We start from the raw sequence: 13,200 nt of genomic DNA, 5'->3' as shown, positions 1-13,200 counted from the left end.
GAGATTTCGACTCGGGTCCTCGCCCTTCGGGCTCGGTCCCGGCTCAATCAGCAATGCCCAGTTGATGGTTGAGCCGGTGAGGAGCGTAGCGACGAGACGTGTCGAAACCTCGGTCGCGGAGTTCGACCCCGCCCGTCATCTCCGTGACGCCGCGAGTTCGGCCCGCGACCGGACCCCGAGCTTGGCGTAGATCCGGGTCAGGTGGTACTGCACCGTCTTCGGGGAGATGTACAGCTGGGCGGCGACCTCGCGATTCGACATGCCCTGGGCCACCAGAGTCGCCACCGCATCCTCCTGCGGGGTGAGGTCGACGATGTCGCGATCGGCGCGGGCGGTGTGCAGTCCACCGGCCTTGATCTCCCGATCGCACCGTTCCACATAGGTGGTCGCACCCAGCGACAGATAGATCTCGCGGGCGGTGCTCATCACGGCGTCGGCGGCACGGCGTTTTCCCGCGCGCCGCAGCGTTTGTCCGTAGGCGAAGTTCACCCGCGCCAGATCATGGCGCAGCGGGGAGCCGTCGAGAAACTCCAGGGCCGCGATGAACGAGCGCTGTGCGGCGTGGATGTCCCCCTCGGTGCCCAACAGCCTGCCCCGCGCATACGCCAATCGCGCTCGGGCAGGGCGATGTCCGCGCTGCTCGGCCAGTACCTCGTGCGGGGTGAGCAGTGCATCGGCGGCCTCGAGTTGCCCGTCGATCACCAGCGCGTTCGCCAGGACGTCCACCCAGGTCCACCAGCCGGGTTCGACGAGCGCCGGGGTGGTCTGCGCCAGCTGCCGCACCGGTTCAAGCGTTCGGATCACCTTGCCGTAGTCGGCGTGTGCCTCGGCCAGCTGGGCGCGAGCCAGCAACGTGGGGACCCGCATGATCTCGTAGTCGCCGATGGGGCCGGCGGCCTCCGCCACATCCGACTCCGCCGCGTCCCAGTCGCCACGCAATGAATGAATCTGTGTCGCGGTGTAATTCAGCAGAGGAGTGGTGAGATCGATGCCGCTGTCATGCGCGAGGCGTCGTCCCTGGTCGGTGACTTGCAGCGCCTGATCCCACTCGCCGGTGAGGAAATGCACCCGCGCCAGCCATGCCATCGACCACAGCGAGATCCGGTTGGAGCCCCCGAGCGCGGCCATCGCCACCGCGGACTCCAGACTGCTGCGGGCGGCGGTCACGTCGCCGGTGCCCAGTTGCAGCCACCCCCGTCCCATGGTGACCCGCTGCGCCTGCGCACCGGCCCGGACCCGTTCGGCCAGTTCGTCATACGATGCGAACGCGAGATCCGGTCGGCCCGACCAGGCCTGCCCCAGTCCACGGATGCTGGCGGCCTCGATTCCCGCCGGGGAGGAGTCCCCGGCCATCGCGATCGACCTCTCGGCCCAGGTGACGAGCTCGGCGCCCTGGCATCGCACCAGATGGTGAAGCACATACCGTTGCGCGATCACCGCGGCCACCTCCGGTTCGCGATCCCGGTTGACGATCGCCCAGGCGCGGTCGAGGCGGACGTGGGCCTCGGTGGACCGGCCGCGCAGGATCGCCAGATAGGCCAGGGTGACGTTGCGCATGGCGGTCTCACGCAGGCTCTCGACCGCCGGGACCAGGGCGGCCGCGCCGACACAGTCACCTGCGGCGAGTCGTGCGTCGAGGGCCCGGATGATGCGTTGTTCGCGCAGCAGGGGATCGGCGGTGAGCCGTCCGGCTTGCGAGAACAGTTCGGCCGCCTGTGCCCACGCCCCGTCGCCGCCACTGTCGTGCGCGAGACGGTCGAGCTGATCGGCGAGTTCGGTGTCGGGGGTGGGGGTGGCCGCCACCAGATGCCGTAGCCGCACGATCCGATCGTCGGCGAGTTCGGCTGTACGCCGGTGCATCTCACCGACCCGGGCGATACCCATCACCTCGAGCACAGCGGCCCTGACCAGCGCATCGGCCGGACGGGGTTGCAGATCGGCGGGGGTCAGCGTCGCCGGCGTGACGACCAGACCGGACGCCCGGGCGTCGTCGAGTGCGCGCAGCAGATCGTCGACTCCTGCGAGTTCTACTGCGAGAGAGAAGGACTCGGGGTCGTCGACGACAGTGATCGCCTCGATCAGGGCGCGGGCGGGCCCGGGACACCCACCGAGTGTCGAGGCCACCTCCTCGACGACGCGGCGAGGGGCGGGCAAGGTGATCTCCGACCGTGACCACTGATGGGGCGGCACCTCGTCGAGCAGGGCGATGATGTCGCGAGGGTTGCCGCGGGTGTGTCGGGTCAATCGGGTGATCACCGCAGGATGCACCACCCGTCCGCGCAGGGTCGCCAACTCGGCCACCGCATCCCGATCGAGACCGCCGAGTCGCAGCACATCCCCCAGCAGTGACTCGATGGCGGGGGTCTGGTGCGTCACCGCCAGGACCGTGAACACGGTGGCGTCGTCGAGAGCGCGGGCCTCGAGCGCACCGGGAGCGAGGGTGTCGGCGTCGTCGATCACCCGGATCGGCACCGCGACCTCGTCGGCGCGGGACACGAGCCGGCGCAACAGGGTGCTCTTCCCGATCCCGGGTGCCCCGACGACGACAAGGGGAGCTGCGACGAGGGGAGCTGCGACGAGCGGGGCCACGACGGCGGGGACCGCGCCACCCGAACGTGCGGCGCGGTCGAGGATCTCCGCGATCTCCCGATCGCGACCGACACAGCCGGCCTCGATGATCACCCGGTCAATCCTAGGTGCGCGCACTCCCGTCCACCGGAAGTGGCGCATTTCGGTGGCGACTATCCGAGATCTCCGCCCGCGACCGGCAGCACCGTCCCGGTGATGTAGGACGCCTCCTCCGATGCCAGGAAGCAGATCGCGGCAGCCTGCTCGTCGAGGGTGCCGTAGCGCTTCAGCAGCGACGACGAGACGGTCTGCTCGATGTGCGCGTCGAACCACTGCTGGGCGGTGGGGTCGGTCGGAGTGGGCGTGCCCCGCGAGATCCGCCGTGCCGGCGCCTCGGTGCCCCCGGGTGCGGTGGCCACCACACGGATGCCGTGATCGGCGTACTCCATCGCCAGAGATGCGGTGATCGCATTGATCCCGCCCTTGGCCGCCGAGTACGGAATTCGGTGGATGCCGCGCGTGGCCGCCGACGACACGTTCACGATCACGCCCGACCCGTGCGACACCATCGACGGCAGCACCGCCCGGCAGGCGTAGAGCGTGGTCATCAGTGACCGGTCGATCTCGGCGCGGATCTCGGTGTCGGAGAACTCCACGAACGGTTTGAAGTTGATCGCCCCGCCCACGTTGTTGACCAGCACGTCCACCCGGCCGAAGCGCTCGATGGCGGTGGCCACCACCGATGCCGCACCCGCATAGCTCTCGAGGTCGGCGAGCACCGCGGCAGCCCGGGCCCCGTCGACGGTGAGCGAATCCACCAGCTCTCGAACCAGTTCCGAGCGGTCGGCGCACACGACCGAACCACCCTCGGCAGCGATCCGGCGGGCGGTCTGCTCCCCGATACCCTGTGCTGCACCGGTCACCACGACCACCTTGCCGGTGAACCGTCCCGGCGTGATGAACCGCGGCCGGCGCCGTTGCAGCTCGTCGGCCATCGCCCGGCGCATGGTCTGCTTGGATCGGTCGGCATGCGCCGAGATGAGACCCCGCGCGGCGTCGCGATCCCCGGAGACGAAGGCGTCCACGATGTCGAGGTGGTCCTGGGCGCACAACGGGTGACACCACGTCGCATTGCGCAGCACCTCGCCCATCCGGCCCTTCACCCCGAGCGCCTGGTAGGCGTCGAGCAGATGCTCGTTGCCGGTGAGGGCGAAGAGGTAGTCATGGAACGCCGCGTTGGTCTCGGTGTACTCGGCGGCGTCGACGAAGTGATCGTTGTCGACGTAGGGCACGGTGGCCTCGGCGAGCAGACGGTATCCGGCGAGCTGACCGCTGGTCAGCCGACCGAAGGTCAGTTCCAGTGCACCGAGTTCCAGGGCGGCTCGGGCCTCGAACAACGCATCGGACTCGTGGACCCCCGGATGTTCCTCACCGATCACATATCCCTGTGCGGTGACGGTGGGTTCGGGGATGTCCGACGTGGCGGCCGGTTCCGGTGGTCGGGTCGCGACGGGGTCGGCTGCTCGGACCGGACGAACAGGTGATTCGGCACCAACGCCCTCGGCGCCCCAAGTCTCGGATCGTGCTGCAGCCCTGAATATCTCCTGGCCGGCGATCATCCGGCCGTCGGCGACCGGCAGCAGGGAGCCGTCGGCGTCGAGGCCTGGCGCAGCCGCACCCGTCGTCGGCCACACCTGCTGGCCGGCGATGCTCCCGATCCCGGTGTCGGTGGCGGCGTACCGTTCGCCGGTCCAGGCCGGCAACGCTTTCGGTGTCAGGATCTGCTGGCCGGCGATGGCCCGCCCGTCGCCGGCCTCGATGAGTTCGTCGGCGACAGTGGGGACGACGGTGGCGCCCGGCGTGGTCGCCGCGGTCTCGGTCGTCTCCGGCCGGGCGCCGGCGGGTACCGCGAGCGCGAACTTCTCGTAGTAGAAACCCACCGGTTCGATACCGGTGTCGACGACGTGGCGGCGGACCGACTCGACCATCGGAGGCGGCCCGCACAGATAGAGTGCGACGTCGCCGTCGTAGAGGTGACGTGGTTCGATCAGGCTCATCACATAGCCCTTGTTGACCGCGGTGCTGTTCGGGTCGGATACACAGTGATCCCAGGTGAAGCCGGGCAGTTCGCGGGCGAAGTACTCGATCTCGTCGAGCGCCACCAGGTCGGTGTCGGTGGACACACCGTAGATCAGATGTGCCTTGCGCGGGCTCTTCTCGGTGTGCAGCGACCGCAACATCGACAGGATGGGCGCAAGCCCGGTGCCGCCGGCCAACAGCAGCACCGGACGCGACGACTCCCGCAGGAAGAACGATCCGTGGGGGCCGGTGAAGCCGATGGTCTCGCCGCGCCGGGCGCGGTCGGTGAGGTAGGTCGACATCGCGCCGCCCGGGGTCAGCTTGATCAGGAAGACCAGCCGCTCCTCGTGGGGTCCGTTGGCGAACGAGTAGGAGCGGCGCAGCATCTCGCCCGAGCCGTCGTCGGTGCCGGGGACCGCGACATTGACGTACTGGCCGGGTAGGAAGGCGAGGTCGGCGCGGTTGGCGATCTCGATCTCCAGCCGCATCGTCGACTCCGACAACCGGTCCAGACCGACGACGGTGCCGGTGAACTCGCCGGCCGCGGTCTTGGCGATGTCGGAGGTGGCCGCGATCTGCAGCACCAGATCCGACTGCGGTTTCATGCAGCACGGCAGGGCGTAACCGGCGGCGCTCTCGTCGTCGGAGAGGGCGTCCTCGATGTAGACGCCTCCGTCGTACTCGCCGGATTCGCAGAACGCCTTACACGTTCCGCAGGCCCCGTCGCGGCAGTCGAGCGGAATGTTGATGCGCTGCCGATAGGACGCGTCGGCGACGGTCTGGTCCTCTCGACAGGTGATGAAGCGGGTCACGCCGTCCTCGAAGGCGAGTGCGACCTGGTGGGTCGGCGCTGCCGCGGACGAGGTGCTGCGGGCGCCGGTTTCGGTGGTGGCGGTCATGGCCGGTCCGCCTCTCAGAAGTGGTAGACATCCACCACGTGGTGGATGTAGTCGTTCTTGAGCACCACGGTCTTGCGGCGGATCAGCGGTGACGGTCCGGAGAAGTCGATCGTGTAGAAGGAGGTGCCGTAGTACGGGTCGACGGTGTTGTAGCGGAAATACATGGTGTGCCAGTTGAATCGGATGTCGACGAGATCTCCGCGACGTTCGATCACCTCGACGTTGGTGATGTTGTGACTGGTACGCGGTTCGGGGAGTGACGTCGCCGACGACCGTTCGGTGCGGATGCGGAAGACCCGGTCCTCCAGGCCGCCCTTGTTGGCGTAATAGATCAGCGAGATGTCGCGCTGCGGGTTCTCGACCAGCCGATCGTCGTCGGTCCAGGCGGGCATCCAGTAGACGACGTCGTCGGCATAGCAGTCCAGCCACTTCTCGAACTCGCGGTCGTCGAGATGGCGTGCCTCACGGTAGAGGAACTGCTCGATCATGTTCTGGGTGATCAGGGCGGTCCCGGTGGCGGTGTCGGAGGTGGGGGCGGGGGTGTTCTCGGTGGTGGTCATGTCGGTGTCCTGTCCGGAAGAGCGTCGGCGACGAGGTGGATTCGATGCAATCGTGTGGTCACGCCTGGGCGGCGGCGTCCTCGGCGTCGGCTGCCGCGGTCATCGTCTGCAACCAGTAGCCGTGCTGCACGGGGTACAGACCCTCGTCCTCGTTGCGGACACCCGCGGATACGATCCCGCTCATGCCGAGGGTGGTGGCCACCTCGTCCGGGCCCGAGAGCCAGTGCTGCGCACCACGACTCATGTCGTTCCACGGGGCGGCGGTCGCCCGGAAGGTGAGCTGGCACGACCGGAACTCCTCGAGGTCGTCCGGGGTGGCCATGCCGGAGGCGTTGAAGAAGTCCTCGTACTGCCGGATGCGGTGGGCGCGTGCCTCGTCGCTCTCCCCCTTCGGGGCGATGCAGTAGATCGTCACCTCGGTCTTGTCCGGCGCGATCGGGCGGAAGTGCCGGATCTGTGTCGAGAACTGGTCCATCAGATACACATTCGGGTACAGGCACAGGTTGCGCGAACCCTTGACCATGAACTCGCCCTTGGCGTCGCCGAATTGGGATTTGAGCTCGTCCATCCTGTCCCACAGCGGGCGGTCCTGCGGGTTGGCGGCCCAGGTCCACAGGCACAGGTGACCGTGCGGGAACGACCAGTAGCCGCCACCGGACTTGCCCCAGCCGCCGGCGTCGAGGGCCTTGGTGTCGTTCTTGGACTCCCCGGTGTTGCGGCGGGAGGTGGTGGCGGCGTAGTTCCAGTGGGTGGCGGTCACGTGGTAGCCGTCGGCGCCGTTCTCCGCCTGCACCTTCCAGTTGCCGTCGTAGGTATAGGTGGACGACCCGCGGAGCACTTCGAGGCCGTCCGGCGACTGATCGACCAGCATGTCGATGACGGTGCGGGTGTCGCCGAGATGTTCCTCCAACGGCAGCACGTCGGGGTTGAGGCTGCCGAACAGGAAGCCCCGGTAGGCGCCGAACTTCGCGACCGCGGTGAGGTTGTGAGATCCGTTGACGTCGAACGTATCCGGGTATCCGGCGCCCTCGGGGTCCTTCACCTTGAGCAGGGTGCCGTCGTTGCGGAAGGTCCAGCCGTGGAACGGGCAGGTCAGGGTCATCCGATTGTCGGTCTTGCGGCGGCAGATCATCGCGCCGCGGTGGGCGCAGGCGTTGATCAGGCAGTGCAGTTCACCGGACTTGTCGCGGGTGATCACCACGGGCTGACGGCCGATGTAGGTGGTGAAGTAGTCGCCGGGCTCGGGGAGCTGACTCTCGTGGGCCAGGTAGATCCAGTTTCCCTCGAAGATGTGGCGCATCTCCAGCTCGAAGATCTCCTCGTCGGTGAAGATCCGTCGATTGGCGCGGTAGATGCCGGCGTCACGGTCGTCGATCACGGCATCGGACAGGACCTGACGAACGTGCGCGGTCACCGACTCCGGGGGAGTGGTCGGGGTGGGCCGATCGGTGACGGTCATGAGTACCTCCTGAAGTGGGCTGTACTTCGACACTTCCAGTACGTGGCGTCGGTCACACCGGTGGTATTGCCAGTCTTGGCCAAGCATTCGATTGATCAGATTCATCGATGAATAGGCCGAATCTGTGTCCTTGTTTCGTATCTATGTTGGGTTTACCGTGAGGTCATACGTGGTGTTCATCACAGTGCGCTGCGAGGGTGATCACAACGAGGTGACCACCGGGGTTCGGAAGGGTACTGACCATGGAGCTGCGGCACCTGCGCTACTTTGCAGCCGTCGCCGAGACCTGCCACTTCGGGCAGGCGGCGCAGATGCTGCACGTGGCCCAGCCGGCCCTCTCCTATGCGATCCGCCAGCTCGAGTCCGAGCTCGACGTCACCCTGTTCACCCGCACCACCCGGCAGGTGGCGCTCACGCCTGCCGGCGAGTTCCTGAAGGTGGAGGCCGACCGGATCCTCGCCGACGTCGACACCGCCGTCGACGGGGTGCGTCGCATTGCCGCCGGGCGCAGTGGTGTGGTGAGACTGGGGCTGACCGGGATCGCCGCCTTCTCGCACCTGCCGCGGATCGCCCGCGCGGTCAAGCAGGCCCTGCCCGACGTCGAGTTGCGGATCTCGTCGGACATGCTCACCCCGATGCAGTGCACCGCTCTGCAGTCCGGTGAACTCGACCTCGGTGTCCTGCGCCCGCCGGTGGTGGGTGATGGCTTCGAGATCCGCACCATCGACGTCGAGCCGCAGGTGCTGGTGGTCTCGGCTGATCACCGACTCGCCGTGGAACCGGTGATCTCGATGACCGACCTGCGCAACGAGCCCTTCGTCATGTACGACAGCCGCGACTCGGCGGTCAACGACGCCACCGTCCGTAGCTGTCGCCGCGCCGGATTCGTTCCTCAGCGGGCCCACGACGCGTCGGGCACCCCGGTGTTGCTGGCCCTCGTCGCAGCCGGTCTCGGCGTGGCCGTCCTCCCGGCCTCGGTGCGTGCGCTTGCGTTGGACGGCTTGGTGATCCGCGAGCTCGCCGATGCCGTGTCCACCGACATCGCACTGGCCTGGACGGCCGGCAACCCCAATCCGGTCGTCGCCGCGGTAGCCCGCGTCATCGGCGACGCATTCGACATGTCCACCGCAACAACAACGTCCACGGCGCAGGTGTCTGCGTACCCGATGGGGGAGACCCCGATGAGAGAGATCCGATGAAGATCACCGCGATCGAGGCGATCCCGTTCGCCATTCCGTACCGCAAGCCGTTGCGCTTCGCCTCGGGTGAAGTGTCGGTCGCGACGCATGTGCTGGTGCGGGTACACACCGATGACGGGATCGTGGGAGTGGCCGAAGCGCCGCCGCGCCCGTTCACCTACGGCGAGACCCAGCAGGGCATCGTCGCGGTGATCGAGACGGTGTTCGCGCCGCAACTGATCGGACTGACCCTGCTCGAACGCGAGCAGATGGTCGCGTCCCTGGCCCGAACGATCGGCAACCCCACCGCGAAAGCGGCTGTGGACATGGCGATCTGGGATGCGCTCGGCAAGACCATGAAGTTGCCGGTGAGCGAGATGCTCGGCGGCTACACCGATCGCATGCGGGTCAGCCACATGCTCGGGTTCGACGAACCGGCCAAGATGGTCGCCGAGGCGGAGCGCATGCGCGACACCTACGGCATCGCCACCTTCAAGGTGAAGGTCGGCCGCCGACCGGTCGGCCTCGACACCGCCGTGGTGCGTGCGCTGCGAGAACGTTTCGGTGACGAGATCGAGCTCTACGTCGACGGCAACCGCGGCTGGACCGCAGCCGAATCGCTACGTGCGATGAAGGAGATGGCCGATCTCGACCTGCTGTTCGCCGAGGAACTGTGCCCCGCCGACGACGTCCTCGGTCGGCGCTGGTTGGTCGAGCAACTCGACGTGCCGTTCATCGCCGACGAGTCGGTGCCCACCGCCGCCGACGTCACCCGGGAGATCCTCGGCCGTTCGGCCACCGCGATCAGCATCAAGACCGCGCGTACCGGTTTCACGTGGTCGCGGCGCGTGCATCACCTCGCCGAAGGCCTCGGCATCGAGGTGGTGATGGGCAACCAGATCGACGGTCAGGTCGGGACCGCGTGCGCGCTGGCCTTCGGTTCGGCCTACCAGCTGACCTCGCGGTACGCCGGGGAGCTGTCGAACTTCCTCGACATGAGCGACGACCTGCTCACCAAGCCGCTGCAGATCCGCGACGGACACCTGCACGGATCGTCCGAACCCGGGATCGGCATCGAGATCGATCCGGAAAAGCTCGACCGCTACCGCGTCGACCGCTGATCCACCACGTAGACCACAGCCCGATCCGCCCGCAGACAGGAGACCCACCGATGCTCTTCCACGTTCGCATGGACGTCAACATCCCCAACGATCTCGATCCCGAGGTCCGTGCCGAGACCGTGGCCCGGGAGAAGGCGTACTCGCAGGAACTGCAGCGTTCGGGCAAGTGGCCGCACATCTGGCGGATCGTCGGGGAGTACTCGAACTACTCGATCTTCGACGTCGCCGACAACAACGAGCTGCATGACGTCCTGTCCGCGCTTCCCCTCTTCCCCTACATGGACATCAAGGTGACCCCGCTGGCCACCCACCCGTCCGACATCGCTGCGGGCTGACCGGCCCTCACCCACAGCATCAGCCCCAGGCCATCACACCCTAAGGAGTACCCAAGATGACGAACACCGTGGACAGCAGCTTCGATGCCGAGGTGACCGCCAAGGCCGCCGAGTCCGGTGCCAATGCCTCGGCCCGGTTCCAGGAGCGTATGGCCACCGGGGGTGGGCGCTCGGGCGTGGTCGACACCGCCCGTGTGAACTACCTCGCATCCAAGGTGGTCAAGACGCTCAACGACATCGTGATCGAGGACAAGGTCGGCTACGAGGAGTACAACGCGCTCAAGGCGTGGCTGATCAAGGTCGGTGAGACCGGTGAGTGGCCGCTGTTCCTCGACGTCTGGCTCGAGCATTCGGTCGAAGAGGTCGCCAACGCCCACCGTGAGGGCAGCAAGGGCACCATCGAGGGCCCGTACTACCTCTCGGGTTCACCCGAATTGGGCTGGAACGGAACCATTCCGATGCGCGACGACGAGCCGGGCACCCCGATGGTGTTCGCCGGTCAGGTGCGTGCCGTCGACGGCACCCCGCTGTCCGACGCCAAGGTGGAGCTGTGGCACGCCGACGACCTCGGCTTCTACTCGCAGTTCGCGCCGGGTCTGCCCGAGTGGAACCTGCGCGGTACCTGGAAGACCAACGACGACGGCCGATTCGAGATCCACAGCCTGCGTCCGGCGCCCTACCAGATCCCGACCGACGGTGCTTGCGGTCAGCTGATCGCCGCGGCCGGCTGGCATGCGTGGCGTCCGGCTCACCTGCACTTCAAGGTCAGCGCCCCCGGCTACGAGCTGATCACCACGCAGCTGTACTTCCCGGGCGACCCGCACAACGACGACGACATCGCCTCGGCCGTCAAGCCCGAGCTGATGCTCGACCCGCGTGACAACCCGACCGGTGAGGGTGTCCTCGTCGACTACGATTTCGTCCTCGATCCCGAGGCCTGATCTGCCACCGCCCGTTGCTCGGTGGCCACTGACGAGGCGGGGCGACGAATCGGGAAGTACTCCTGCCCTTCTCGGTTCGTCCCCCGCCTGGTTGCATGTCCGGGTTGCATATCCGGTACGTCGCATATCCGGTAAGAAGGTTCTCCCATGCTCGTAGCCCCCACCACTCTCGTCGCGGCGACCTCGTCCGACGATCTCGCCGCCGCCCGCGCCCAGGCCTCGTCGTGGAGATCGGCCGAGATCGGGATCATCGACCGCGATCTCACCGATGCCGCACTCGCCGACCTGGTTGCGACCGCCAAGGCATTCGGGGATGAGTCGTTCGCCCGGGCGGTCACGGCGATCGTGTCGGCCCGGACCGGGTCGTTCCCGGTGATCCCGCATGTCGATGCGGCCACCGAGATCTTCCGGAGTTTCTTGCGGCACGACCAGATCGACGGATGGCTCTATGTGCGGGAGACCGACGGGTATCTGCATCCGTACCTGGTCATGGACATCACGATGGAGCATGCCGACCGTACTCACGGACCGCGGATCAAGTTCACCATGGAGGCCGACAATGCGACGGTGAAGCGGCCCTCGCGCAAACCGCGGCTGCTGGTGTTCGAGCAGACCGAGGTCGTCGGCAAGTCACCCGGAGATGTTCTGGTGTCCGGTGGCGCGTACAAGGAGACTGCCGAGCTGAAGGCCGAATACCAAGCGCGACGGGATGATTACCAGCGGATCATCGACGAGGGGTTCGGCAGGCAGTTCCGCTACACCGGCCGGGTGATCCGCGCCGACGACTACCGTGCACCCAACAAGCGGGAGAACCGCAAGGTGGTGCACGACGTGGCGCCGTCGGAGATCGCGGCGTTGCGCATGGTGGCGCCGTCGATCCTGTTCGACGACGGGGAGTACGGCACGGTCCCGGTGATCACCGCGGTTCGCGTGTTCGATCTGGGCGCCCAGGACTTCCTCGACGTGAATACCGGTGATCTCACCGGCTACGTCTATGACGCCGACCTGCAACACAAATTGGTGCTTCCGGACGAGCAGCGGGAACTGCTGAACATCCTGACCACCGACATCTCGGTCTTCACCGGCGACATCATCGACGGCAAGTCGGCCGGCAACGTGATCCTGGCCAAGGGTCGGCCTGGGGTGGGGAAGACGTTGACCGCAGAGGTGTACGCCGAGGTGACGGGTCGCCCGCTGTACTCGATCCACTCCGGATCTCTGGGCGTGACAGCAGAATTGGTGCGCAAGAACCTGGAGGTGATCTTCGACCGCGCCAAGCGGTGGGATGCGGTGCTGCTGCTCGACGAGGCAGATGTGTTCGTCATGGAACGCGGCCTGGACCTCGTACAGAACGCCATCGTCGCCGAATTCCTGCGCACGCTGGAGTATTTCGACGGTCTGTTGTTCCTGACCACGAATCGTGTGGACGGTGTGGACGAGGCGATCCTGGCGCGTTGTGCCGCGGTGATCGAATACAACCCGCCGTCGGCGAAGGACGCCCGGCGAGTCTGGCAGATCCTGGCCGCCGGCAACGACGTCGTGCTCGCCGAAGACCTGCTGGACGACCTTGTCGGCGGCTTCCCCGAGATCACGCCCCGGGACATCAAGATGCTGCTCCGGCTGGCCTTGCGGATGGCCAAGCATCGAGGCACCGAACTCGACGTCGCCGTCTTCGCCAGTGGTGCCGCCTTCCGTGGCCTGTACTACGTCCCCTATGAGGAGCGGGAGTTGCTGCGGTAAGACAGGCCTGCGACCACTCCGAAGTGGTTGCGCCACTGCCCTCTGATCCCGGTTTCGGATCGATCGGCAACCGGCCGTTGGTGGGCTCGGACGGTTGATCCGACGAGGCGCGTAGCGACCAGCCGTTGGTGGTTGAGCCGACGAGGAGCACTGAAGGCTCAATCAGTCACCCGCCGTTGGCGATTGAGCCGACGAGGAGCGTAGCGACAAGGCGTGTCGAAACCTCCGCCGGCCGAACTCACCAACGTGACCGGCGGAGGTTCCGACACCCACCCCTATCTCTATGAAGTTCTCAAAGAACACAAGCTCTATCGACAGTC

At 66.9% G+C, this 13,200-nt stretch carries 9 protein-coding genes; 5 read left to right on the top strand and 4 right to left on the bottom strand.

What is annotated here, in order from left to right; genetic code table 11:
* Positions 1-135 precede the first annotated feature (135 nt).
* Genes ACWDUA_RS24940 through benA form a run of 4 tightly spaced genes read right to left on the bottom strand, consistent with a single transcriptional unit; the run spans position 136 to position 7,565 of the window.
* Entirely contained in the window at positions 136-2,682 is a 2,547-nt protein-coding gene (locus tag ACWDUA_RS24940) for a LuxR C-terminal-related transcriptional regulator (RefSeq protein WP_449753715.1), read from the bottom strand.
* 59 nt (positions 2,683-2,741) lie between these two features.
* Positions 2,742-5,546: a benzoate 1,2-dioxygenase electron transfer component BenC gene (gene benC / locus ACWDUA_RS24935; RefSeq protein WP_449753714.1), complete on the bottom strand. Its 2,805-nt coding sequence runs from the start codon at positions 5,544-5,546 to the stop codon at positions 2,742-2,744.
* Between the two features lie 14 nt (positions 5,547-5,560).
* A complete protein-coding gene (benB, locus tag ACWDUA_RS24930) occupies positions 5,561-6,106 on the bottom strand; it encodes a benzoate 1,2-dioxygenase small subunit (protein ID WP_449753713.1) in 546 nt (181 codons plus the stop codon).
* A 58-nt stretch (positions 6,107-6,164) separates the two neighbouring features.
* The gene (gene benA / locus ACWDUA_RS24925) at positions 6,165-7,565 is read right to left on the bottom strand and encodes a benzoate 1,2-dioxygenase large subunit (protein WP_449753712.1); all 1,401 of its coding nucleotides are present in this window, start codon (positions 7,563-7,565) and stop codon (positions 6,165-6,167) included.
* A gap of 242 nt (positions 7,566-7,807) precedes the next feature.
* Here benA and ACWDUA_RS24920 point away from each other — a divergent pair, with 242 nt between their 5' ends.
* From ACWDUA_RS24920 to ACWDUA_RS24900, 5 genes are all read left to right on the top strand, one after another.
* On the top strand, positions 7,808-8,764 hold the full coding sequence (locus ACWDUA_RS24920) for a LysR family transcriptional regulator (protein ID WP_449753711.1): 957 nt from the start codon (positions 7,808-7,810) through the stop codon (positions 8,762-8,764).
* Complete coding sequence (locus ACWDUA_RS24915; RefSeq protein ID WP_449753710.1) at positions 8,761-9,864, top strand: mandelate racemase/muconate lactonizing enzyme family protein; 1,104 nt, start codon at positions 8,761-8,763, stop codon at positions 9,862-9,864. Before ACWDUA_RS24920 ends, ACWDUA_RS24915 begins: the two co-directional genes overlap by 4 nt.
* A gap of 50 nt (positions 9,865-9,914) precedes the next feature.
* Positions 9,915-10,199, top strand: coding sequence for a muconolactone Delta-isomerase (gene catC, locus ACWDUA_RS24910; RefSeq protein WP_449753709.1), 285 nt, complete (start codon positions 9,915-9,917; stop codon positions 10,197-10,199).
* Between the two features lie 56 nt (positions 10,200-10,255).
* On the top strand, positions 10,256-11,140 hold the full coding sequence (gene catA / locus ACWDUA_RS24905; protein ID WP_449753708.1) for a catechol 1,2-dioxygenase: 885 nt from the start codon (positions 10,256-10,258) through the stop codon (positions 11,138-11,140).
* 147 nt (positions 11,141-11,287) lie between these two features.
* Positions 11,288-12,880 (top strand): AAA family ATPase, encoded by a 1,593-nt coding sequence (locus ACWDUA_RS24900; protein ID WP_449753707.1) that lies wholly within the window; start codon positions 11,288-11,290, stop codon positions 12,878-12,880.
* The last annotated feature ends 320 nt before the right edge of the window (positions 12,881-13,200 follow it).

It is taken from the genome of Gordonia sp. NPDC003376, assembly GCF_053589235.1.
Note: the sequence above shows the minus strand (reverse complement) of the source record. Positions and strands in the feature narration are given on the sequence as shown.

Bases quoted from the DNA above. Each gene is read 5' to 3' on its own strand.
- ACWDUA_RS24900 (WP_449753707.1), top strand. From the start codon at position 11,288: ATGCTCGTAGCCCCCACCACTCTCGTCGCGGCGACCTCGTCCGACGAT.
- benC (WP_449753714.1), bottom strand. From the start codon at position 5,546: ATGACCGCCACCACCGAAACCGGCGCCCGCAGCACCTCGTCCGCGGCA.
- catA (WP_449753708.1), top strand. From the start codon at position 10,256: ATGACGAACACCGTGGACAGCAGCTTCGATGCCGAGGTGACCGCCAAG.
- benA (WP_449753712.1), bottom strand. From the start codon at position 7,565: ATGACCGTCACCGATCGGCCCACCCCGACCACTCCCCCGGAGTCGGTG.
- ACWDUA_RS24920 (WP_449753711.1), top strand. From the start codon at position 7,808: ATGGAGCTGCGGCACCTGCGCTACTTTGCAGCCGTCGCCGAGACCTGC.
- catC (WP_449753709.1), top strand. From the start codon at position 9,915: ATGCTCTTCCACGTTCGCATGGACGTCAACATCCCCAACGATCTCGAT.
- ACWDUA_RS24915 (WP_449753710.1), top strand. From the start codon at position 8,761: ATGAAGATCACCGCGATCGAGGCGATCCCGTTCGCCATTCCGTACCGC.
- benB (WP_449753713.1), bottom strand. From the start codon at position 6,106: ATGACCACCACCGAGAACACCCCCGCCCCCACCTCCGACACCGCCACC.